Source organism: Microlunatus sp. Gsoil 973 (assembly GCF_009707365.1).
Classification (GTDB): domain Bacteria; phylum Actinomycetota; class Actinomycetes; order Propionibacteriales; family Propionibacteriaceae; genus Microlunatus.
Genome location: NZ_CP046122.1, coordinates 2,042,944 through 2,067,106 on the forward strand (window position 1 = coordinate 2,042,944; position 24,163 = coordinate 2,067,106).

Sequence of the window (24,163 nt, forward strand, 5' to 3'; positions counted from 1 at the left end):
TCAGCGCGACCCCATCCGGATCCGCGGATCGAGGACGCCGTACAACAGATCAGCGATCAGGTTGAAGACGATCAGGATCATCCCGGTCAGCAGTACGACGGCCATCACCGCGTAGACGTCCTTGTCGTTGACGGCCTCGACCAGGAAGGTTCCCAGGCCGCGCCATCGGAACACCGTCTCGGTGATCACGGCCCCGGCCAACGCCCCTGCGGTGGCGAGCGCTCCTAGGGTGACGATCGGGATCAGCGCGGTGCGCAGCGCGTGCCGACGCATCACCACCCGGTTCCGCAACCCCTTGGCGCGGGCCAGCCGGACGTAGTCGGCGTTGAGCACCTCGAGCATCGACGCGCGCTGGAACCGGGAGATCGATGCGTAGCCGTGGAACACCAGGGCCAGCGTCGGTAACACCAGATGCGCCACGATGTCGTTGAACTGGTAGATCGGACTCATCTCTTCGATGTTCGGTGATGCCGCACCGAAGGTGAACAGCACAGTCGAGCCGACCCGGTCGTTGACCCAGGTGCCGCTCTCCTTGACCAGCGAGGCGATCCAGAAGCTCGGCATCGCCAGGCCGATGAAGGCGATCAGGGTGAGCACGTGATCGATCATCCGATACTGCCTGACCGCACTCACCACGCCGGTGATCACCGCAGCTGCGAACGAGATCAGCAGTGCGGCGATCACCAGCCGCAGGGTGACGAAGAACCGCTCACCCAGCTCCGGGCCGATCTCCGCCCCGGCCAATGACGGACCCCACTTCCCGCGCAGCAGACCGATATCGCCGTTGGTGTCGCCGATGCCGGTCAGCCACAGCCAGTAGCGTTCCGGAACCGATCGATCCAGATAGAGCGCATGACGCGCCGTCTCGATGGTCTCCGGCGACGGTGGTGGCGTCTGGAGCCGAAGCATCTGCAACGGATCACCGGTGAGATCGACCAGCAGGAAGGTCAGGAAGGTCGCGGCCAGCAGCACCAGGATCGATGCTGCCAGCCGACGCACGATGAAGACGAGCACGGGCGTCCTTCACAGTGTCGGGGATCCGAACAAGTGGGCATCATGGGCACACACGCGTGAACCCAGGGAGTTGTGACCCCTGCGTCATTCGGCGCGGGAGCCCCACTCCTGGGAGTTGTAGTAGGTACGACCTGCGTCGGCACCGTTGTCCCGCATGTTGACGTAGTCGTCACTGACCCACATGAAGTTCGGCGTGTCCCACAACGGCAGGATGTACGCGTCGGCGAACACCCCGTCGACGATCTGCTGCACGACCTTGGCGGAATCGTCCAGGCTGATCTGGTTGCGCGCTTCCTGGGTGAGCTTGTCGATCTTCGGGTCGTTCAGATTGCCGAAGTTGCTCTCACTCTTGGAGTTGTAGAACTGGAACCCGGCATTGGCGAACAGCGGGCTGCCGCTCCAGCCGAAGATCACCAGGTCGTAGTCGGCGTTGCTGAGCACCGTGCCCAACTGGTCGGGAGGCGTGGCTTCCGGCTTGACCTTGATCCCGATCTCCTTGAGGTAGGACTGGGTCAGCTGGGTGTAGGTGTCCCGGTTGGTGTTCCCGGACAGGAACGCGAACCGCAGCGTCGGCACCGCCTTGCCGTTCTTGTCCTTCAACTGGCCGCCGGACTCGAAGCCGGTGTAGCCGGCGTCCTTGAGAATCTGGCGAGCCTTCTCCACATCGCCCGTACCGTAGCCGGTGTCGGACAGATGATCTTCGGCGTACGGGCTGGATTGCGGCAGGTACAGATCGGTCCGCATCGGCGGCAACTCGTCCAGATCGCCCCAGATCCGCTTGCGGGCGTCCTCGTTGTCGATCGCGGTGAAGATCGCCTTGCGCAGCGCCAGGTCCTTGACCGAGTCCATGTTGAAGTCGACGTGATCCCACGAGTAGCTGCCCGAGACCGAGGTCGACACGCCGTCGATCTCGTCGAACTGCTGCTGCAACTCCGGGGTGAAGGAGGACGGCGCGCCGCCGTTCAGCTCACCGTTCTCGGTGGCCGGGACCCACGACGGCTGGTCCGGAACAACCTGCTTGATGACCTGGTCCAGGGACGGCTTGGTCTTGCCGTACCACTTGGGGTTCGGCTTCAGCACCTGGGTCTCGTCGACCGTCCACTTCTCCACCACGTACGGACCCGACGACACCTTCGGCGCGTTCTTCAGGAAGTAGTCCGAGGCCTTCTTGACATCGGCCGGCTTGTTCTTCCAGTCGAATCCCTGGTTGTCGGCGATGTGAGCCGGCAGCTCGAACAGGGCCCGGGCGAACCATTCCGGATGCTTGAACCCCTTGTCGTAGGTGATGGTGATGTTCTTGCCGTCGGCGTCGTCGGCTTCGATGCTTGCGGTCGTATCGAAGAAACTGGTGTCGGCCGGCTGGCAGCCCTTGCAATCGGTCGCCTTGCCGCTCATCAACTTCTGCATGAACTGGACGTCATCGATGTTGATCGGTTTGCCGTCGCTCCAGACCGCCTCGGGTCGGATCTCGTACTTGACCTTCATCGGATCCTTGCTGACCAGCTCGGGCTCCTTGGCGAACAAGTCGTCGTTGTAGTGCCATTTGCCGGTCGGATCGAAGATGCCCACGGGGGGTGTAGACGCCCTGCAGCATCTGGTTGAGGTACACCGAGTTGCCCAGAGCGGTCAGGTCCATGAAGACACCGTCATGGCCCTGGTTGACCAGGTAGGTGATCTTGCCGCCCGGCTTGGTCTTCCCACTGTTGCAGGCGGCCGGATCGTCCTTGCACCCCGACAGACCGACGGATTCCCCGGTGGTGCCACCGTTCCCCCCGTTACCGCCGCCGTTGGTGTTGCCACCCGGCTGGCCGGCTCCGGCGCACGCGGAGAGCGTGATGATCGCGGCAGCACCCGCGACCAAACTGCTCAACCATTTCTTGCTAGCCATAACCCCTCTTTCGACACGCACCATTGCGACGCGGCTCACACAACCGCCGCTTGTCGAGGGACCCTAGCACCGGTATCGGGCTGCGGCACCGTCCGAAACCGATGCGTTACATCAATGAGCGATCAGGCCGTACCCGAAAGATTCAGAAGATCGTTTCAGAAGACCGGCCAGCTCATTGTGGAGACCGCGATGAGCACGATCCAGCTGACTCACATCCCCGATCGGCGCGGTCTCCTCGACCGGATAGGAAACTGCTGCGAACTCACCGCAGATTGCTATCCAGAATCATCGGATGGGCACCGGGGACAGCAGGTCAGGACGTCCTGCCAGCCGCGGGCGGTGAGCACCATGGCGACCTGGCGGGCGACCGCGCAGCTGTTTCGTCGCACGTCGTAGAAGCCGTAACGCAGGGTCACATCGCCGAGGACCAGCGCCGCGTTGTCCCGCCGAAAGTCGCGGAAACGGTCCTCGCCGGTGTGGCCGACCTGCCCGTCGAGTTCGACGAGCACTCGGTAGGCGCGGTAGTAGACGTCATGGCGCACACTCCGGCCCGCCATCCGCGCCGCAGCCTGCCGGATGCCTGTCGGAAGCCCGTGGGCCAGTTCGACGTCGTGGAGGTAGTGGTATTCCAGCGGCGACTCGACTCCGTCCTCGGCACAGGCCAGGATCTCCAGCAGCTCCTGCCGGTTGGCCAGGCGTTCGCGTCGTCGCAAGGCCGTCATCAGGCGCTCCGGTGTGGTCAGCCGCTGCTGGATCGCCAGACTCACCCAGTGCAGCGGATCCTGGTTCGCGCCACCGAGATCCGTACCGGCAAGGTCGAGTACGGTGTCGTCGATCTTGGTCCGGCGCAGGCTGCCGATCGACGACAGGCGGCCGACGCTCTCGCGCTCCTGGTGAAACCTCCAGTGCTCGGTCGGCGGCCGGCGCAGGCCATGGGGGTGCAGGATGTCGACCCGCTCCGGCGGATCGGTGATCATGCCCTCGAGGTAGGCCGCTGCCCGGCCCGCGAGCCGGGCTTCGTCTCCAGCCCTGAGCAGTCCGGCCCAGGCCCACGCGTCCCACTCGGGACGGGCTGAGTGACTGAGCATGATCCCGCTGGCGAGGCGCTGCCACTGTCCGCTGGTCACCAGCCGCCGTTGGACATGCCGACTGACGCCGTACGCCTCCGCCTGTTTGGCGGTGATCACGCCCGCGTGCGCGGCGGCGATGGCCAGCAGCTGATCGGACGGTTCGACGCGTTCCCTCACACCCGAACGATGGAACCTTTTGCACCCGAATTGTTCAGGCCGACGACGGGCCTGTGGACAGAACTTTCTGAATCAGTCTCAAGGGATTGGAAGCTGCTGCATAGTCGCCGCAAATTCCCATCCAGAAATCCGAGCCAGCTGAAAACGAACAGGCCCCGGGCAGTTCGCCCGGGGCCTGCTTGGGAGGCTGATCAGCTGCAGCCGCTGGTGGAGCCGCAGCCCTCGCAGACGTAACAGCTGCCGCTCGGCCGCATCTTCGTACCGCAGGTGAAGCAGAGCGGTGCGTCGACGCTCATCCCGGAGATCGACTCCATCAACTCGGCGGTGGTGTGCGCCGCCCTGGGTGCCTCAGCCTTGGGTGCCTCAGCCTTGGGTGCCTCAGCCTTGGGAGCCGCGGTCTTCGGGGCCGCGGTCTTCGGAACCTCGACCTTGGCGGCCTCTGCCGAATCCGCCAGCTTCGCCTCGGCCTTCAGCGCGTCGGCCTCGCTGGCGTCATCCTCCTCCGGCTCCGGCGGCAGGTAGGACCCCGTCTCGACCTGGCGGGCGCGCTCGGCCGCGGTGTAGATGCCGAGCTCGGCCCGCTCGTCGAAGCTCAGGTAGTCCAGCGCCAACCGACGGAACACGTAATCCATGATCGACTGCGACATCCGAACGTCGGGGTCGTCGGTCAGGCCCGCCGGTTCGAACTTCATGTTGGTGAACTTCTCGACGTAGGTCTGCAGCGGAACGCCGTACTGCAGGGCGACCGAGACCGCGATCGAGAAGGCGTCCATCACACCGGCCAGCGTCGAACCCTGCTTGCCGAGCTTGAGGAACACCTCGCCGAGCTCACCGTCCTCGTGGGCGCCGGAGATCATGTAGCCCTCGGCACCACCCACGGAGAAGGAGGTGGTACGGCTCTGCCGCGACTTCGGCAGCCGCTTCCGCACCGGCTTCTCGATGATCTTGACCGTCTCGGCCGGGGTCTCGTCGGCCTTGGCCTCGGCCTTCTTCTTGCCGTCGCTGAGCGGCTGGCCGACCTTGCAGTTGTCTCGGTAGACGGCCAGCGCCTTCAGCCCGAGCTTCCAGCCCTCCAGGTACACCTCGGCGATCTCCTCAACCGTCGCCGACTCCGGCAGGTTCACTGTCTTGGAGATGGCGCCGGACAGGAACGGCTGAGTGGCAGCCATCATCCGTACGTGGCCCATCGGCTTGATCGCACGGGTGCCCATCGCGCAGTCGAAGACCTCGTAGTGCTCCGGCTTCAGCCCGGGTGCGTCGATCACGTGACCGTTCTCGGCGATGTACTCGACGATGGCCTCGCTGGTCTCGGTGGTGTACCCGAGCTTCTTCAGCGCCCGCGGGATCGTCTGGTTGACGATCTGCATGGAGCCGCCGCCGACCAATTTCTTGAACTTGACCAGCGAGAAGTCCGGCTCGATGCCGGTGGTGTCGCAGTCCATCATGAAGCCGATGGTCCCGGTCGGCGCCAGCAGCGAGGCCTGCGCATTGCGGAATCCTTTCTGCTCACCGATGCTGATCACCTTCGACCATTCCTCGGTGGCCAGCTTGTGGATGTCGCTGTCGAAGGCGGACAGCGTCCGCAGGTCGTCGTTGGCCGCCTGGTGTTTGCGCATCACCCGCTTGTGAGCCGTGGCGTTGCGGGCGTAGCCGGAATACGGGCCGACAACGCCGGCCAGTTCGGCCGAACGGCGGTAGGCAACGCCGGTCATCAGCGACGTGATCGCCGCAGCAACCGCCCGCCCGCCGTCGGAGTCGTAGCCGTGGCCGGTGGCCATCAGCAGCGCGCCGAGGTTGGCGTACCCGATGCCCAGCTGGCGGTAGTCCCGGGTGGTCTGGGTGATCTTCTCCGTCGGGAAGTCGGCGAAGCAGATCGAGATGTCCATCGCGGTGATGATCAACTCGACGGCCTTGGCGAACAGCGGCGCGTCGAAGGTGTCGTCGTCCCGCAGGAACTTGAGCAGGTTGAGGCTGGCCAGGTTGCAGGAGCTGTTGTCAAGGCTCATGTACTCCGAGCACGGGTTGGATCCGGTGATCCGTCCGGACTCGGGGTTGGTGTGCCAGTCGTTGATCGTGTCGTCGTACTGCAATCCGGGATCGGCGCACTCCCAGGCGGCCTGGGCGATCTTGCCGAACAGGGTCCGGGCATCGACGGTCTCGATCACCCGGCCGTCCATCCGCGCCTTGAGCCCGAACTGGCCGCCCTCCTCCACCGCCCGCATGAACTCCTCGGACACCCGGACGGAGTTGTTCGCGTTCTGGTACTGGACCGAGGCGATGTCCTTGCCGCCGAGATCCATGTCGAAGCCGGCGTCGCGGAGCGCGCGGATCTTGTCCTCCTCGCGCGCCTTGGTCTCGATGAACTCCTCGATGTCGGGGTGATCGACATCGAGCACGACCATCTTGGCGGCACGCCGGGTGGCTCCCCCGGACTTGATCGTTCCTGCCGAGGCGTCTGCGCCGCGCATGAACGACACCGGACCCGATGCGGTGCCGCCGGAGCTGAGCAGTTCCTTGGACGAACGGATGCGGGAGAGATTCAGGCCGGCGCCGGAGCCGCCCTTGAAGATGAAGCCCTCTTCCTTGTACCAGTTCAGGATCGAGTCCATCGAGTCGTCGACCGACAGGATGAAACAGGCGCTGACCTGCTGCGGAGCGTTGGTGCCGACGTTGAACCAGACCGGGGAGTTGAAGCTGAAGTACTGGTGCAGCAACATCCAGGTCAGCTCGGCCTCGAAGGTCTCGGCGTCGGCCGGAGTGGCGAAGTAGCCGTTCTCCTCCCCGGACTGGCGGTACTTGCCCACCACCCGGTTGATCAACTGCTTCAGGCTCCACTCGCGGGCATCGGTGCCCACCGCACCGCGGAAGTACTTGGTGGTGACGATCGTCGAGGCATTGACGCTCCAGAAGTCGGGGAACTCGGTCCCCTTCTGCTCGAAGACCGTCTCACCGGTCCTCCAGTTGGTCTGGACGACGTCCCGCGTCTCCCAGGTGACCTCGTCATAGGGGTGCACGTCTTCGGTGGTGAAGACGCGCTGGATGGTCAGCCCGGGCTTGGATGAGGCGGCCTTGACCTGTGCTCTGGTCGCGGCCTCCGTCTTCCGGTCCGATCGGGTCGTTTCGGACATTGCTCCTGCCTGCCTCTCGATGTCGCTTGTCTGGAAGGTCTGGTCTGGGGATCTCGTCTGGGAGAACGTGTCGGGAAACTTCTGGGGAGAGCTGCTTCGGGGATTCCGTCGGGGAGAACTGCTCATCGCCCATCCCTGTCGATGACTGGTGGCCGGAACGGGCCGCGCACCCTTCCCCAAGTGCGGGGCCCGTTCCGGGGCTCTAGGGCGTTCCGCCGCCGCGTGCGCGGGGCGCTGCCTTGTTGACCGTCGTCGTGCCGGTCGTGCTGCGCTTGGCGCTGGCGCGACCGCGAGGGGCCGTGGCAGCCAGTTCGGGGATCAGGGGTTCGATACCCATCGGATCCTTCTCGATCCGCAGGGTCGCGATCTCCGCCTCGAAGTCGTCGACGGAGTTGAACTGCCGATAGACGCTGGCGAACCGCAGGTACGCGACCTGGTCGAGCCGCCGGAGCGGGCCAAGGATCGCCACCCCCACTTCGTCCGCTGGGACCTCCGGCTTGCCGGATGCCCGCAGTGCTTCCTCGACCTCCTGGCCGAGCTTGGCCAGCTGGTCCTCGTTGACCGGCCGACCCTTGCAAGCCTTGCGCACGCCACTGACAACCTTGTCCCGGTTGAACGGCTCGACCACTCCGGACCGCTTGATCACCGCGAGTTGCATCTGCTCGATCGTCGTGAAACGGCTTTCGCACTTCGGGCACTGCCGGCGACGCCGGATGCTGCTGCCGTCCTCGGCGACCCGGGAGTCCAGCACCCGGGTGTCGGTGTGCCGGCAATAGGGGCAGTGCACTGCAGCCTTCTTTCGGTGCGTCGATCAGCGGCGACTTGCGCGTTCTGGGGACAAGTCTGGGGATGACTTGTGGGTTGCGTTGTGGAAGCGATGTGGACGAGCTGTGGACACCGACCACTAACTGTGGACGAAGCACACGTGTGTAACTACTAGATATTGATCTTATGTCCGAACTCGGCAGTCGTCAACAACCGGCACGCCCACTCGGCCGGCTCACCGATCTCCCCCCTCGCCAGAGCCTCGAACCCGAGCCTCACTCCTCTTCCCGCACCAGGCACTGCATCCCGCACCGGGTGTACTCGGTGCGGGATGCAGTAGCTGGTGCGGCAGCTTCGGCAGCACCGGGTGAAGAACTCGGTGACGCGTCAGACGAGGTTGCGGACGACCGTGTAGAGCACGGCGAATGCCACGATGAGCAGGCTCCACACCGTGGGATGCACCCGGGAGAGCCGAGCCGCGACGCGGCGCGGCGGACGGACCTTGGGACCGCCGAGCACCTCGACGGTCCAGAGTCCGCCGAGGATCGAGATCACCATCAGACCGACGAACACCACCGGGTTGGAGATGAACGCTTGGCCCAGGTGACCGTGCAGCAGCGCCGAGCCCAGTCGCGTACCGCCACATAGCGGGCATTCCCAGCCGGTCAGCGACCGGAGTGGGCACGGGAAACCGATTCCCGTTGTCGCATACAGGCCGCTGACTGCCACCCCGAAGCCGACGAACGTACCGAGGGCCTTGAGCGCCCGCGAGGGATCGAACGGCTGCATCCGATAACCGCCCACGGCCGCATTCCTGATCGGTCGGGGCATCGCCGGTACGCGTCCGCTTGCCATGCGCTCCATTCTCCACCCGACCGGCTCAGCTCAGCGGGACGCCCACCGAGCGCCGGCCCTCAGCGGTGGGCCAACGCCGAGCCGTGCGGGTGATAGCCCTCCGAGGTGACGGTGATCGCCGTTGCGGTGATCACCGTCAGCGCGGCGGCAGCCAACACGGCCCCTGCGACCAGGACGACGGCGATCCCCCGATTCGTCAGGTGCCAGCCGGCGGCGACCGATCCGGCAATCCGCGCGCTCGCCGTTGTCTGTCGGGAGCGGCCGATCTCTGCCGATTCGATGGCGTCTGCCTCCGGGCGACACCCTCTGGCGTCGACGCGGAGCCGGCGGCCGACCGCCGGCGCCGGCACGCCGGAGACGGATCGAGAGACCGGACGCGTTCCCCGACCGCCTCCGCGCCCCGGGCGGAGTTGCCGGGTGCGCGTGGTGCCCGCCGAACGAACTGCAACTGCCGGTCGCTCGAGGCTTGCTGCACTCATGGTGACTCCTGTTCTGCCGCATCGAACGTCTGTTCGATAGAACGTATGTTTGATTTCTAGTCCACCAAGGCCCGGAACGCAAGCCCATTCGCAGGTCTGTTCCTATTTGTTATCGACCTGGACCAATGCCGCGTTTGCGACCCGGACCAAGCACAGCAGCCACCACTGACAGTCCTCGCGGCCGACCGACGCAGGTGGTATCAGGTTCGGCGCTCAGCGGCCGGACGCCTGTCGGACCCAGGCCGCGAGTTCGGTGCGATGGCGGAGTTGGAGCTTGCGATAGATCCTGGTCAAGTGGGCTTCGACGGTGGAGGTGCTGACGAACAGCGCGGCCGCGATCTCTCGGTTCATCCGTCCGGCGGCCACCAGTTCGGCGATCTGACGCTCCGCGACCGTCAGCACCCCCGAGCGCGGTGCGCCGGCGTCTGCCCGGACCCGCAGCTCCTCGGCCGTGACCGCCCAGGCGTGGGCTTCCACCTCGGTGAAATAGCCGGCCGCCCGGGTCGCCGCGGTGCGGGCGGCAGCGCGTCGCCCGTCCCGTAGCAGCGCCCGGGTGAGTGCCAGGCGGACCCGCCCGGCCTCGAACCGGTAGCCGAGTCGGTCCAACCCGTCGACTGCCCGGGCCAGGGCGGGTACGGCGTCCTCGTCGCGGAGCAGCGCCACCTGGCCCTGGGCCGCCGAGACCAGCGACTGCACCAACGGTGCCGCCAGTTCCGATGCCTGGGCGACGAGGCGGGCGGTGAGTTCGATCGCCGTCGGGAGGTCGCCGCGCATGGTGGCAGCCTCGACGACACGGCTCAGTGCCGGACGTGCACCGGGATGTTGGTAACCCATGGCGTCCAACTGCTCCAGCATGCGGTGGAAGCAGGCGAACGCCGTGTCCCAGTCGCCCGCGGTTGCGGCCAGATCGCCTCGTACCTCGTCGGCCATCGCCTGCCGTGGGGGCTGGTCGTTGGCCGCTCCCCAGCCAGCGAGCAATTCCGAGCACCACTGCGCCGTGGAGGTGTCGCGCTGCAATGCCGCGGCGAGACCGAGTGGATGGGCCAGCCAGGACACCGCCTGCTCGTTGCCGGCGTCGCGGGCCGCCTGAATCCCCGCCTCAGCTTCGGCGCGAGCGGTCCGCAGCTCTCCCGCACAGACCTCGGCGACCGCGAGATCGTGCAGTCGATACGGCCGTTGGAACTCCGAACCGCGTTTGATCGCGTCGCTCTCGGCCCGCAGGAAGATCCGTCTGGCCTCGTCGAGACGCCCGCTCCACAGCAGGTGACGCGCCCAGAAGACGCTCGGCCACCGGCCGAGCGGCGACAACCGCACGGTGTCGGCACGCCGGATCGATTCGGTGAACAGGTCCTCTCGCGGATGTCCGCCCAGGGACAGCGTCGCGGCGAGCGTTGCTCCTGCCTGGGCGACAACCTCGGCGTCGTCCAGGCGGCGGCCCAGGTCGAGCGCCTGTCGGCTGTACCGCACCCCGTCGGCGAGCCTGCCCTGATACAGGCCGTACTGCCAGCCGATCAGGTCGAGGATCCTGGCTCGCAACGCCTGGTCCTCACCCACATCGAGCAGGGCCTGATGGAGGAAGTTCTGGCTCTCCCCGAAATCGAGGAAGACCCGCTTGGCAAGCACCTGCGCCCGGCCCGGGCCGGGCGGAAGGCGAGCCAGCAGTCGATCGGCCAGGTCGATGGCGCGGGCGATCTCCCCTGCCGCCGCACGGTAGTCGACCTCGGCCCTGGCCCGCCGCCCGGCGGCATCGTTGTGGCCCGGTGGTGTCAGGCGTACGGCGTGACCGGCGAGATCGGCGGCCAGATCGGATCTGCCGCGATCGGCGCACTGCGCGGCGGCCGCCTCCATCTCAAAGGCCACCGACTCCTCGGGGAGCACGGTGGCCAGCGCCCGGTGCCGCGCAGCGTCGGCCGGGTCCGGATCTAGGTCGGACAACCGGGCGTGCACCGTGCATCGGTCGAGCGGGTTCATCCCGGCGAGCGCCGCGCGGGCCGCATGCTGGTCGACGAACCCGAGCGTGAGCTCCTCGCTGACGGCGATCAGGCCGGCGGCCTCGGCCTCACGGACGGCCCCGGCGAAGTCGTCGACACCTGAGGCCTGGGCGACCACACCGGCGACCACCCGTTGTGCTGCCGGGTCGGCGGCGCTCGGTGTGCTCAGCGCGAGAACTCGCAGAACGGTCAGGGTGTCGGGCGCCAGGTCGGACAGCAAGCGGTGATACTCGCTCGGCTGTTCCCGCCCGGAGTGGCCGGACCGGAACAGGTCGAGGGCCAACCCCGGGTTGCCGCCGGACAACTGGTGGGCCCGGACCAACTCGGGCCGAGACACCGTCGGGACGGTGGACGCGAGGATCTTGCGCAGCATGTCAGCGGCCAGTGGGCCGAGGTGTACATGGTGCCCGTAGCGGAGTCCGAGCGGCATCTCCGGGCCCGGCAATGCGGTGGCCATCGTCGACAGCACGCCGACCGGTTGCTCGGTCAGCCGCTGGATGGCGAACCGCAGGCCGTTGGCGCTGAGGGCGTCGAGCCATTGGGCATCGTCGACTGCCACCAGCACCGGGCCGTCTGCAGCCAGCCGTCGCAGGTTGTCCAGTGCCCGACGGCCGACGTCGAAACCCGGGGTTGCCGAGAGGTTCTCCGTTGCCGGATCGGGCCCACCGCCGAAGAGGTCGCGCATCGCGGTGCCGGCCACCGCGCGGTCCTCCTCAGCCGACCGGGTGGCCACCACGCGCAACCCCCGGTCTCGGGCCGCGGCTACCGCGTACCGCCAAAGACTGGTCCGGCCCATGCCGTGTTCGCCGCTGATCGTCAGGGTCACCGGACCGGCGGCAACCTCGTCGATGAACCGGTCGATCTGGTCCAAGGCGTCGGTCCGGCCAAGGATGCGGCGTGCACGGTCGGTACTCCCAACGGTTCCCCCGGTCACCGAACGCCTCCTCGGAAGCGCGATCAAGCGATGCGTGGCAGCCGGAAGCCGGGAGAGGTGGGGCAGCGCGGCATCGCGCTCTGGATAGAGCATCTCTCCGCAAATATGGAGACGGCAAGGGTCACTGGGGCCCAAATGTGGGGTCGATGGTGGGGATTCCTCGCTCGCCGACCGGGACCGCAAATTTCTAGCGTCGTCGGTGAGCCGACCACAAGGGTCGGAAACAACCTGGAAGGACCGAACCGATGAGTTCCATCACCACCAGAGCGACGGTCTCCGACGTCCCCATCTCACCGCCGAGCAGCAGTCCCGCCAGCAGCGCGCCACCGCTGTTGGAGCAGCTGTCCGACGCCATCCACGACTACCCGAAGAGCTATCTGACCGTTGACATCTACTCGGTCAATCCGGTGGCCAGCGACGGCGACGTCATCAACACCGGCGACGAGGTCACGTTCCGGATACGGGTGAACAACACGGGCCCGTTGGCCATCGACAACCTGAAGTTGCTCGTCGAGGCCGAAGCCGGCGCGACCGGCGTCAAGAAGCACGGCGCCTCGACCTTCCAGAGCAATGTGACCACAGCACCGATCTCGGTCCCCGCGAACCAGTTCGAGAGCAGCTGGACCGAACTGCCCGATGACTATCACTTCATCGCCGGACCGGCGACCACCGAGAAGGTCGATCTGGTCAAGGTGCTCCTCTGGGACTGGGACGGCAATCTGAGCTGGATGCTGACCACCCACACGGGCCGGTCGGACGAGACCGAGGACGTCTACTCCCACAAGGTGCTGGGGACATGAGATTCCCGATCGCCCGGGTCCGGCCTCGGCCGGATCCGGGCAGCCACCCCACGGTCGACCGGATCCGGACCTTCGACGTCGAACTGCTCCGCAGGCACTTCGACTTTCCGCGGCTCGGCCGGGTCGTCACCAACAATGCGGCCAGCACCCAGCCGCCGCGGGAGCTGACCGCGCTGTACGCCGAGCTCGCCGCCGGTTACGAGAACGTGCATCGCGGGCAGTCGGACGCGTCCGTTCGGACCACTGAACGGTTCGAGCGCTCCTACGACACGGTCGCGAACTGGCTGAACGCTCCGAGCCGGCGCAGCATCGTGCTCTGTCGGAACACGACCGAGGCGATCAACACGGCGATGTACAGCCTGCTCACCGAGTTCGTCGACGGCGACAACGTGGTCACCACACTGCTCGAGCACAACTCCAACTTCGTGCCATGGCACGGCCTGACCCGGGAGCTGCTGCCCCGGTTCGGACGACGGGTCGAGCTCCGGCTGGCCCGGTTCGACCATCAGACCGGCACCCTCGACCTTGATCATCTCAGCCGTCTGGTGGACAGTCGTACCAAGATCATCTGCTGCTCCGGTGCGTCCAACTTCCTCGGCAGCAAGCCGCCGATCGACCGGCTCCGGCAGATCGCCGACGCCAGCGGGTACGCCCAGCCGGACGGCTCCCGCCGTTCGCTGTTGCTGATCGACGGTGCCCAATTGGTGCCGACGGCCGCGGTCGACGTCCAGCAGAGCGATGTGGACTACCTGGCCTTCTCCTTCCACAAACTGCTGGCGCCGTTCGGGGTCGGCGTGCTCTGTGCCAAGGAGGATCTGCTGGCCCGGGCCAGGCCGTTCCTGTACGGCGGGGACATGATCGCCGAGGGACAGGTCTTCCCCGATGCCGTCGGCTACAACCAGTTGCCGTGGAAGTACGCCGCCGGTACGCCCAACATCCTCGGTGCGATCGTCTCCGCCGAGGCGTTGCGGCTGCTGCTCGATCTGGTCGACGAGGCGACCGGGCGTGGCGGCACGGAAGGCCCGGCTACGCCCTGGTTCGGCTCGCCCGCGCCGTTCCCCCGGTCGGCGATCGAGCAGACGATGGCGGTGATCGCCGACCACACCCGACGGCTGACCTGCCACGCCCTCGACCAGTTGCAGCAGATCCCCGGAATCACGATCTACGGACCGCGATCGGCCGCCGACCGCGCTCCTCTGGTCGCCTTCAACATCGCCGGGCGCCGTCCGATCGACATCGCCACGGCATTGAATCGGCTGGGCGTGGAATCGCGGGCCGGCTGTCATTGCGCGACACTTGCCCATCACGAGCTCGGCCTCGACCCGCCGGCCAGCTGTCGGTTGAGCTTCGCCGTCTACAACACCCTCGACGACGTCGCCCGGGCCGTCGGCGCCTTGCGCCGCATCGTCGGCGCGACACGCCGGACCCTACATCGAACAATTGTTTGATTCACTCCTACGGCTTCCCTTACGGTGGACCCATGGCCGAATCGAACAAGCCCGGCACCTCCCGCCGCACCGGAAAGAAGATCGCCGGCACGTCCGCGACACCGAAGTCGTCGCTGAGGTCAGCGGCGAATCCCCGAGCGGCGTCGACCTCGTCCTCGACGCCCAAGCGAGGGCGGCCGCGCAACGCCGACGTGGAGGCGCAGATCGAGGCTGCCCGGCAACGATCGGCACAACACGCCACCGTGACGCCACTGCCCGACGGACCGGCCGACGCGACCGGGCTGACCCCGCGCCAGCGGCGTGTCCTCGAGGTGATCAAGGACGCGGTGGAGGCCCGCGGCTATCCGCCGAGCATCCGGGAACTCGGCGAAGAGGTCGGCCTGGCCAGTTCCTCCAGCGTCGCCCATCAGCTCAAAGTCCTTGAACAGAAAGGTTTTCTGCGTCGGGACCCGAATCGCCCGCGGGCCATGGAGGTGTTCCTGCCGCAGGACTTCGGCGCCACGATCCCCGACCAGCCCGGCGAGCCTGCCTCGGTGCGCCGGATCGGCTTCGGTTCCGGGCCGGGTTCCACCACCGACGAGACGGCGATCAACGACGCCTTCCCGGCTCCGGTGCATGTCCCGTTGCTCGGCCGGATCGCCGCCGGCGGGCCGATCCTCGCCGAGGAACGTTACGAGGACGTCTTTGCGCTGCCCAAGCAGATCGTCGGCGACGGTGAGCTGTTCCTGCTCGAGGTGAGCGGGGATTCCATGATCGACGCCGCCATCTGCGACGGTGACTGGGTTGTGGTCCGGCGGGAGCAGACCGCCGAGAACGGCGACATCGTCGCTGCCCTGCTCGACACCGAGGCGACCGTGAAGACCTTCAAGCGGGCCGACGGCCATGTCTGGCTGATGCCGCACAACGAGGCGTACGACCCGATCGATGGTGACGCGGCCTCGATCCTGGGGATCGTGGTCGCCGTACTCCGGAGGCTGTGATCACCGGTCGGCGGTGCCGATAGACGATCAGACCGCCTTGGCCAGTGCCTTCAGGTAGCCGTCGATCCCCCAGGGCAGCGAGAGCACGGTCGGGGGCGACACGGCGGCTACGAACTCCTGACCGACAACCGGGGCAACGTGACCGGCCCTGACCTGCGGCATGGACTTCGCGTACGGCTTGCCGAGGAACGTGTCGATACCCTTCTGATCGTCTGCATAGACGACGAGGATGTCGCTGGTCAGCTGGCTGGTCTTCTCATAGCTCAACGTGTAGTAGAAGCTCGAGTCGCCGTTGGCCAGCTCGTCGACGCTCGGGGCCGACTCCAGCCCGAGATCGGTCAGGAACTGAACCCGCGAATCGGCCTTCTTGTAGACGTAGAAGGTGCCGCCGACGTCCCACACCGCGGCAACCGTCCTGCCGTTCAGTTGCGGATACTCAGCGGCCTTCTGCTTGATCGTGGCCACGATGTCGTCGATCAGCTTCTGCGCCTCAGCGGACCTGCCCAGCGCCTCACCGGTGGACTTCACCACGTCCTGCCAGGGAGTGGACCAGGGCTGGTCCGGATAGGCGACCGTCGGCGCGATCTTGGTCAGGGTGTCGTACTGCTGCTTGGTGATGCCGGAGTAGTTGGCCAGGATCACGTCGGGTCGTGCCGCCGCGATCTTCTCGTACGGGACGGTGTCCGACCCGGACGGATTCGGCAGGATCGTCGGGGTCTCGGCGCCCATCGCGGTCAGCTTGTCCTTGATCCACGGCAGCACCCCCTGTTTGTCGCCGCCGTAGGTCTGCTGCGGTATCGCCACCGGAACGACCCCGAGAGCCAGGGCGGCGTCAGTGCTGCCGAATCCCCAGGTGACCACCCGCTCGGGCTTCTTCTGGATCGTTGTCGACCCGAAGGCATGGGTGATCGTGACCGGGAAGCCGGACGCCCCGTCGGCCGAGCCAGCCGGGCTGCTCGGTGTCGCCGCGCCGCGGCTGCCTGCCGACGATTGGCAAGCGGCCAACAGGGCGATGCACAGGACGCTCAGCGTTGCGACGAGGGTGCGCACGGTTCGGGTCACGACGTCTTCCGTTCAGATCGGGCTACTCAGCTCGGGATGCTAGTTAGGCAAGCCTAACCATAAACGACGCAGCCGGAATGTCCGGCATCGTCCAGATCCGGCGGACCGGGCTGGCGGTGTGCCGCTTGGACCGGGAATCATGGAGGCCGTGGATCTCGCGCTGCTAGAGGAATTCGGACTCGACCCTGACGTGCTGCACCTGAACCACGGTGCCTTCGGCGTCGCGCCGATCGCCGTCCGCCGGGAGGCCGAGGCCTGGCGCGACCGTGCGGAACGCAACCCGAATCACTTCAACTCCGTCGAGTTGCCAGGACACGTCGCGCAGGCCAGGAGCGATGCGGCGGCCTGGCTCGGCGTCGATGCGGAGGCGGTCGGCTGGGTGCGCAACGTGTCCGAGGGTGCATCGGCCGTGCTCGGCTCGCTTGATCTTGGACGGGGCGATGAGATCGTGGTCTGCAACCACGGCTACGGCGCGGTCCGGATGGCGGCCGAGCACTGGGCTGCTCGGCGTGGCGCGGCGGTCAGGGTGGCGAGCTTCCCGTTGGGCGCCGAGGACGACGAGATCATCGCGGCCTTCGTCGCAGCCAGCGGGCCACGCAGCCGTCTGGTCATCGTTGACCAGATCACCTCCCCCACGGCGACCGTGCTGCCGGTCGCCGCCATCGCGGCGGCGGTCGGTGTGCCGGTGCTGGTCGATGCCGCTCACGTGCCGGGCAGCCTGCAGGTCGACATCGAGCACCTCGGCGTGGCGTACTGGGTCGGGAACCTGCACAAGTGGGCCTTCACGCCGCGTGGCACCGCCCTGCTGTGGACCAGGGAGGATCTCCGCCCCCGGACGCCACCGAGTGTGCTGAGCTGGCAACTGCACGACGGCTACGCCGAGGCGTTCGACCATCCGGGTACCGGTGATTACTCGGGTTGGCTCGCGGCACCCGCGGGCCTGGACTTCTGGACCCGGCTGGGCGGCTGGGAACAGATCGATCGGCAGAGCGCGATGCTGGACGCCGCTCAGAAGCAGCTGGCCGACGTCCTGGGCACCTCGCTGGACGGTCTGCCGGTCACTCCGGCGCCGACGATGCGGATGGTACGGCTTCCTGATCGGCTGTTCGGTGACGGCGACGACTCGGCTACCCGTGCCGAACGCCAGCGGTTGAGCTCTGAATACGGCATCCAGGTTCCGACCTCCCGCTTCGAGGGCGAACAGGTGATCAGAATCGCCGGCGCGGCCTACAACACACCCGAGGACTACGAGCGGCTGGCCGACGCCCTGGTCGCCATCCTCGCCGGTAATTCCTGATCACCGGTCATGATCACCGGCCATGATCACCGGTCATGATCACCGGTCATGATCACCGGTCATGATCACCGGTCATGATCACCGGTCATGGGTCGGTTGATCAACTGCCGACCAGGCCGGTCCGATCGGTGACCAGCATCGAGTCGGCCAGCCGATCCACCGCACGCAGCTTGTTGGTCACGTCCAGTGCCGCGACCTTGTACGCCTCGGACAGCGTCGGATAGTTGAGCACGGTGTCGACCAGATAGTCGATCGTTCCCCCGCAGCCCATGATCGCCTGGCCGATGTGGACCAGTTCGGTGGCGTTCGTGCCGAAGACATGGACGCCGAGGATGTGCCGGGTCTCGGCATGCACGACCAACTTCAGCATCCCGTACGGGTCACCGATGATCTGGCCCCGGGCCAGTTCCCGGTAGCGCGAGATGCCGACCTCGAAGGGCACCGATTCCTTGGTCAACTCCGCCTCGGTCTTTCCGCAGAAGCTGATCTCCGGGATCGTGTAGATCCCGATCGGCTGCAGCGCGGCAAGATCGTGAGCCGGCTCGTCGAAGGCGTGGGCGGCGGCCAGCCGACCCTGATCCATCGACGTAGCCGCCAGAGCGGGGAACCCGATCACGTCGCCGACCGCGTAGATGTGCGGAACTGCGGTCCGGTAGTGCTCGTCGACCACGAGGCGTCCGCGCTCGTCGGCCTCGAGACCAGCTTCGGCAAGATCAAGTCGGGCGGTGTTGCCCTGCCGTCCAGCCGAGTACATCACCGCCTCGGCCGCGATCCGCTTGCCGGAGGCGAGGGTGGTGATGGTGCCGCGCTCGCCGGACTCCACCTGGGCGACCTCCTCGCCGAAGCGGAAGGACATCGTCTGGTCACGCAGGTGGAACTTGAGGGACTCGACGATCTCGGGATCGCAGAAGTCCAGCATGTTCGGGCGTTTCTCGACCAGTGTCACCCGGGTGCCGAGTGCGGCGAAGATCGACGCGTACTCCACACCGATCACCCCGGCGCCGACGACGACCAACGAATCGGGGACCTTGTCCACGCTGAGGATCTGGTCGGAGTCGAGCACCCGGATCCCGTCGAAGCGAATGTGAGACGGCCGGGCCGGCATGGTGCCGACGGCGACGATGATCTTGTTCGCGGTGACGGTGCGGTGCTCGGCGGCGTGCAGTTGCACCGGTCCGTCGACAGTGACGTCCAGGCTGTGTTCGTCGGCGAACCGGGCAACGCCGGGAATCAGCTCGACGTGGTTGCGCAGCAACTGGGATCTGATCACCTCGACCTCACGGCCGATCACATGCTGGAGCCGGCCGAGCAGATCGGTGACGGTGATCTCGTCCTTGACCCGGTAGCTGGCGCCGTACAGCTCGCGAAGCTGCATCCCGGTGAGATAGAGGACGGCCTCGCGGAGGGTCTTCGACGGAATGGTGCCCGTGTTGACGCAGACCCCGCCGACCATGGTGCGGGCGTCGATCACGCAGACCCGCTTGCCGAGCTTGGCGGCCATGATCGCGGCTCGTTGCCCGCCCGGCCCCGACCCGATGACCGCCAGGTCATAGTCGAATTCGTGCTCCATGGTTGCACGATTCCAGACCTGTCGGCGACGCGCCAGCTCTGCCGACGGTGCGGAACCGTCAGGGTGTGATGGTCAGCACCTCGAAGAGGTCGATCCGCGGCAGCTCGATGACCAGACCGGCTCCCTCGACGGTTGTCCGGCAGCCACCCTCGGTGACCAGGCAGCGGACCCGGCTGCCGACGTCGGCCGGCAGGTGCAACCGGGCGCCGTCGATCGGCACCGGCGGGCCGAACCCGCGTCGTCGGGCGCTGCCGACGTTGATCAGATGGACCACCAGACCGGTGTCGTTCCGTGCCATGATCAATTCGAGCTGCTCGGGAAGTTCGCTGCCCTCGGTGATCGCCGGACCGACCGCGTCGTGGACCGCGTCGAGCATCACCCGGCGGATGTCGGCGGTGCCGAACTCCCGCAGGCTCCGCCCGATCGTCCAGGCGATGCGGACCGTCGGACGACCGTTCGTCCGCGTGATCATCATCGCCGGGACCCGGCTGACCCGGTGGCCGTAGGCCTTCTCCGGCGGAGCGAACGGCGCCTGCGGCATCAGGCTGAACCGGCGTTCGCTGTCGGGCCGAGGCTCGAGTTCCAGCAGCGACCCGTACACCGGCAGCAGCCGGCTGCCGTCGGTCACATAGCTGGATCGGGTCGCGGTGAATCCGTGGTGTTCGGCCAGTACGCGTTCATCATCGATCCGGGTTGACCCGCTGACGATCAACGCCGCGGACCTGCTCGTCAGCGTGGTGATCGTTCGGGCCTCCACCTCGCCGAGCTGACCGAGATCGGGCAGCACGAGGCCGTCGAACCGGTCGAGGACGCCGAGCTTCCCGGCCTCGGCCAACCGGTCCAGCGGCAGGACGTCGAAGGGCACGTGACCCTCCTGCAGGGCCGTATACCAGCCACGGAACTCCTCAACCGCCGCCTGATGATCATCGGGAGTCATCGCGGCCGGGTCGGGACGGACCAGGCCGATCGGAGCGGCCGGCCGCAGGTGGCCGTACACCGAACTCCACCGACGATGGAATCGGGTGATCTGTCCGGCGACCTGCAGCCCGTCATAGCGGATCGCGCCCGTGGGTCCCATCAGATAGGTCGACGGGTTGGCACCCCTGGCGATCGCCTGCACGAAGTACTGGGCAACGTGGTTGGGATCCTCGGCCGCCATCCGGTAGGGCATGTCGACGAACATCGTCGCGTTCACCAGCACGGGGACGTCGGGCCGGGCTGTCTTCGCCGCACTCACCGCCTCCGCCGTGGCATGCGGCCAGAGTTCGCGGCCGACCTTGTTGTTCGCCTCGTGGAAGACGATGTCGGAGCGCTTGCCGAGGATCAGCGCGGCATCGGGCCGGCCGGCCGCGATGTGGTTCCGGATCCGGCCGGTCAGGTCGTCCAGCACGTCCCGGCAGAAGGCCTGCCATCGCGGATAGGTCGCCGACTCCGGGCCGGTCGGCAGCTCCTGTCCGCCGGTCGCGGCAGCGAACCCAACGGCGCAGCGATCGCAGTGGCAGACGCCCCACCGGACGCCGTTGTAGTCGATCTCGTTGAACCCGAACCAGTTGAAGAAGAACCCGTCGACCGGGTACCGATGGAGGACCTCGTCGATGATGTCGAAGGTACGGCGCTGGTAGTAGTCGCCGTTCGGGCAGACGCTGACCAGGCTGTGGATCGTCTGCCGCCGCCCGTCCGTCGTCCGGAAGCACCAGTCCGGATTGGCGTCGGCGATCGGTTCGGCGACCTTGGAGAAGTCCATCCGCGCCATCAGCCGCATGCCGCGCCGATGGGCGGCCCGCAATGCGTCGCCGACCAGGTCGCCGCTGGGCCGCTGGGCCAGCCACGGGTTGCGAGTCTGGAACGCCAGGTCACTGGGATGGAAGGCGAGGATGCCGCCGACACTGATCAGCCAGGTGTCGGCGCCGTGACGCTGGATGTCGTCCAGCGTCTTCTCCACGTCCAGTCCTGCGTCGATCTCCCGCAGGTTGGTCTGCAGCATCCCGAACGGCCGCGTCCACCAACGGCTGTGGGCGGCAACCTCGGCATCGATCTCGGCCGTCATCGGCTCTCCTGTCGCCGGCCGACTCGCGTCGCCCGGGTCTGACCTCGGCTGTCGTGAACTCTAGCAGTGGCTCGGCAATCTTGTCTGACTGGAGTTCTTGACATGCAAATTGGCCGTCCGACATACTCCGAAGCAGCCTGCTCTTCCGGCACCGGTCGCCGTTCGAAGGGAACATCTGCGCAATGCCTCTCGACGAGGTCGCCGCAAGCCTGTACGCCTGGGATCTTGCGGACGAGACCACCGAACGCTGTCTGGACAATCTGCAAGCGCTGGCGGGGGTGAACTCGGCCTATCTCGTCGGCCTCATGCACAAGGAGAAGCGCCCGTTGCATGCGCGCTTCTATCCGCACAATCCGGTGCGGAAGTACTACACGCCCGAGGACAGCCGGGTCTACTGGCGCCCGGCGCCCGACCGCTATTCGGGCCGGATCAAGCCGCTGACCTCCGAGCGCGAATTCCTTGCCGGCACCGACTGGCTGGACACCTTGATCTCCGACGCCCGGCGCCGCGGCATGAAGACCGGCTGCGAGATCTCCCACACCGTGATCGATGCCGACGTCGCCCGGGCGAAGTATCCCGACGTCCTGCAGCGCGACGTCTTCGGCAACATCGTCGGCACCTTCGAGGCGGTTGAGGCCCAACGGGCGCTGCCCTGCCTGAACAATCCCGATGTCGGCGAGTACCTGGCGGCACTGGTCACCGACCTGGTGGCCAACCACGACATCGACTTCGTCCAGTCCTGTCTGGTGATGTTCGGTTCGGGATTCTCCCGGTCCAACACCGTCGGCGGAACCCGGTCCGGATGGACCGACCTGATCGCAACCGCGACCGGCGGCTGTTTCTGCGACGCCTGCCGGGAGAAGGCGGTCAAGGAGGGGCTCGACTGGGACGCCGTCGTCCGCGAGGTCCGCCACCTTGCTCTGGTCTCCCGCGGCATGGGGCTGGAGGAGTCGCACGAGGCCCAGGTGCTCCGGGAGAGCAACTACAGCGAGGCGGAACTGCTGTTGGAGCACGAGTCGTTCGCCGCCTGGCTGGCGTTCCGCCGGCACAGCATCGACGACCTGTTCGCGCTGATCAGCAGCGCCGCGCATGCGGTACGTGACGACATCGACTTCCGCTACAACACCTACATGAGCCGGCCGGAACTGGCCGGGCTGAACTTCGCCTCCGCGTTCGCCCACGTCGATTCGGTACGCGAATCCGACTACTCCGACCAGCTCGGCACCGCCGAGGGCGTCGCGATCAAGCGGGCCAAGCTGATGCGCGCCCGACGTGCCCTCGGCTACGACAAACCGCTGATCGCCGCCCTTGGCGTACGCCCCAATGCCACACCGGAGATCCTGCGCGCGTCGGTCAAGGCTGCCGTCGACACCGGCTGTGACGGACTGTCACTCGGCCACTACGACGGCGCGACCATGGAAAGGTTGCGCGCCGTCAAGGACGGCGTCGCGGAATGGGAGGGCACCGAGGCCGACTGGATCAACCGACCATGATCACCGCCGTGTCGCCGACCCGGACGGCGACCATGATCAGATCGGTCACCGTCACCGAGTTCGAGTGGGTTCCCGACGGATCACGGCACCCGCTGCGCAAGTTCGCCGTGGACATCACCACCCATGATCACCAGCAGGGCAGCTATGTCGCCCTGTGGAGTGCTCCGCCGCTGGCCGTACCGCAGGTGATCTCCGCCGCTCGGCTGCTGATCGGACAGGATCCACGCGACCGGGAGCGGTTGTGGAACCTCGCCGCCCGCAGCCTGGCCAAGCATGACCGGATCGGCTACGGCGCCCTGGACATCGCCCTCTGGGACCTGGCCGGCCGGTCGGTCGACCAACCGGTCTGGGCCCTGCTCGGCCGGCAGCGCGACCGGCTGCCGGCCTATGTCAGCACGGTTTCGGGACGCAAGGGCTCCGGCGCCCTCGGTTCCGCGGCGGCCTACGCCGACTATGCCGAGGACTGTGTCAACCGCGGCGCGCTGGCGTACAAGTTCCACAGCTTCCCCGGCTCCGATGTCGCCGACGAGATCGCGATCCTGCGCGCTGTGGGCGAGCGGCTGCGCGGCCGTGCGGATGTGATGACCGATCCGGGCAAGGGGCTCGACACCCTGGCCGATGCCTTGCGGCTTGGCCGGGTCTGTGACGAAGTGGACGCGTTCTGGTGGGAGGATCCGTTGCGCGGAGATGCCGCGCCGGCACACCGGATCCTTCGCGAGCGCGTCCGGACACCGTTGTTGATCACCGAGTTCGTCCGTCCGCTCGAGCATCGGATCGGGCTGGCCCACCAGGGTGCCACCGATCTGCTCCGCGCCGACCCGGAACTCGACATGGGGATCACCGGGGTGATCAAGACCGCGCACGCCGCCGAGGCGCTGGGCATCGATCTCGAGGTGCACGCGGCCGGACCTGCGCAGCGACACTGCATGGCGGCGATCCGGAACACCAACTACTACGAACTCGGGCTGCTCGATCCTGAACTGGGCAATCCCCTGATGCCGCCGGTCTACGCCGACGGCTACGCCGAGGACCTGTCGGCCATCGGCGCCGACGGTTGCGTTCCGGTGCCGCCCGGGCCGGGCCTCGGCGTCGCATACGACCGCGACTGGATCGACAGCCATGCCGTGGCAACACACACGATCGCCGATTGACCCATCCTCCCCAC

The 24,163-nt window shown here is 66.9% G+C and carries 17 protein-coding genes; 6 read left to right on the plus strand and 11 right to left on the minus strand.

Annotated features, from left to right (window positions below; genetic code table 11):
- From GJV80_RS09550 to GJV80_RS09585, 8 genes are all read right to left on the minus strand, one after another.
- Nucleotides 1-1,014: an ABC transporter permease gene (locus GJV80_RS09550; protein WP_154687701.1), complete on the minus strand. Its 1,014-nt coding sequence runs from the start codon at nt 1,012-1,014 to the stop codon at nt 1-3.
- A gap of 84 nt (nt 1,015-1,098) precedes the next feature.
- On the minus strand, nt 1,099-2,583 hold the full coding sequence (locus tag GJV80_RS09555; RefSeq protein ID WP_154687702.1) for an ABC transporter family substrate-binding protein: 1,485 nt from the start codon (nt 2,581-2,583) through the stop codon (nt 1,099-1,101).
- A gap of 594 nt (nt 2,584-3,177) precedes the next feature.
- Nucleotides 3,178-4,149 (minus strand): type IV toxin-antitoxin system AbiEi family antitoxin domain-containing protein, encoded by a 972-nt coding sequence (locus GJV80_RS09560; protein WP_154687703.1) that lies wholly within the window; start codon nt 4,147-4,149, stop codon nt 3,178-3,180.
- Nucleotides 4,150-4,340: 191 nt separating this feature from the next.
- On the minus strand, nt 4,341-7,277 hold the full coding sequence (locus tag GJV80_RS09565) for a vitamin B12-dependent ribonucleotide reductase (protein ID WP_154687704.1): 2,937 nt from the start codon (nt 7,275-7,277) through the stop codon (nt 4,341-4,343).
- Nucleotides 7,278-7,479: 202 nt separating this feature from the next.
- Nucleotides 7,480-8,064 (minus strand): transcriptional regulator NrdR, encoded by a 585-nt coding sequence (gene nrdR, locus GJV80_RS09570; RefSeq protein ID WP_154687705.1) that lies wholly within the window; start codon nt 8,062-8,064, stop codon nt 7,480-7,482.
- Between the two features lie 365 nt (nt 8,065-8,429).
- Entirely contained in the window at nt 8,430-8,897 is a 468-nt protein-coding gene (locus tag GJV80_RS09575) for a DUF2752 domain-containing protein (protein WP_195909269.1), read from the minus strand.
- A 59-nt stretch (nt 8,898-8,956) separates the two neighbouring features.
- Nucleotides 8,957-9,376, minus strand: a complete 420-nt coding sequence (locus tag GJV80_RS09580) for a hypothetical protein (RefSeq protein ID WP_154687707.1) — start codon at nt 9,374-9,376, stop codon at nt 8,957-8,959.
- A gap of 213 nt (nt 9,377-9,589) precedes the next feature.
- Entirely contained in the window at nt 9,590-12,301 is a 2,712-nt protein-coding gene (locus GJV80_RS09585) for a LuxR family transcriptional regulator (protein WP_195909270.1), read from the minus strand.
- Between the two features lie 245 nt (nt 12,302-12,546).
- Between GJV80_RS09585 and GJV80_RS09590 the strand changes: the two genes are divergently transcribed.
- From GJV80_RS09590 to lexA, 3 genes are read left to right on the plus strand one after another with little or no spacing between them, the layout of a single operon-like run.
- A complete protein-coding gene (locus GJV80_RS09590) occupies nt 12,547-13,101 on the plus strand; it encodes a hypothetical protein (protein WP_154687709.1) in 555 nt (184 codons plus the stop codon).
- The gene (locus tag GJV80_RS09595; protein WP_230208304.1) at nt 13,098-14,549 is read left to right on the plus strand and encodes an aminotransferase class V-fold PLP-dependent enzyme; all 1,452 of its coding nucleotides are present in this window, start codon (nt 13,098-13,100) and stop codon (nt 14,547-14,549) included. Before GJV80_RS09590 ends, GJV80_RS09595 begins: the two co-directional genes overlap by 4 nt.
- A gap of 32 nt (nt 14,550-14,581) precedes the next feature.
- Nucleotides 14,582-15,529, plus strand: coding sequence for a transcriptional repressor LexA (gene lexA, locus GJV80_RS09600; protein ID WP_154687710.1), 948 nt, complete (start codon nt 14,582-14,584; stop codon nt 15,527-15,529).
- A 27-nt stretch (nt 15,530-15,556) separates the two neighbouring features.
- On the opposite strand, the gene GJV80_RS09605 is transcribed toward lexA, so the two are convergent.
- Nucleotides 15,557-16,591, minus strand: a complete 1,035-nt coding sequence (locus tag GJV80_RS09605; protein WP_230208305.1) for an iron-siderophore ABC transporter substrate-binding protein — start codon at nt 16,589-16,591, stop codon at nt 15,557-15,559.
- Between the two features lie 139 nt (nt 16,592-16,730).
- Between GJV80_RS09605 and GJV80_RS09610 the strand changes: the two genes are divergently transcribed.
- Entirely contained in the window at nt 16,731-17,888 is a 1,158-nt protein-coding gene (locus tag GJV80_RS09610; protein WP_154687711.1) for an aminotransferase class V-fold PLP-dependent enzyme, read from the plus strand.
- Between the two features lie 100 nt (nt 17,889-17,988).
- Here the strand turns inward: GJV80_RS09610 and sthA are convergent, their stop codons facing one another.
- Together sthA and GJV80_RS09620 are read right to left on the minus strand one after the other, a co-directional pair.
- The gene (gene sthA / locus GJV80_RS09615) at nt 17,989-19,458 is read right to left on the minus strand and encodes a Si-specific NAD(P)(+) transhydrogenase (RefSeq protein ID WP_154687712.1); all 1,470 of its coding nucleotides are present in this window, start codon (nt 19,456-19,458) and stop codon (nt 17,989-17,991) included.
- A gap of 58 nt (nt 19,459-19,516) precedes the next feature.
- Nucleotides 19,517-21,505 (minus strand): alpha-amylase family protein, encoded by a 1,989-nt coding sequence (locus GJV80_RS09620; RefSeq protein WP_154687713.1) that lies wholly within the window; start codon nt 21,503-21,505, stop codon nt 19,517-19,519.
- Between the two features lie 182 nt (nt 21,506-21,687).
- Here GJV80_RS09620 and GJV80_RS09625 point away from each other — a divergent pair, with 182 nt between their 5' ends.
- On the plus strand, nt 21,688-22,998 hold the full coding sequence (locus tag GJV80_RS09625; RefSeq protein WP_154687714.1) for a hypothetical protein: 1,311 nt from the start codon (nt 21,688-21,690) through the stop codon (nt 22,996-22,998).
- Nucleotides 22,995-24,149, plus strand: a complete 1,155-nt coding sequence (locus GJV80_RS09630) for an enolase C-terminal domain-like protein (RefSeq protein ID WP_195909271.1) — start codon at nt 22,995-22,997, stop codon at nt 24,147-24,149. The genes GJV80_RS09625 and GJV80_RS09630 overlap by 4 nt, the downstream gene beginning before the upstream one ends.
- Nucleotides 24,150-24,163 lie beyond the last annotated feature (14 nt).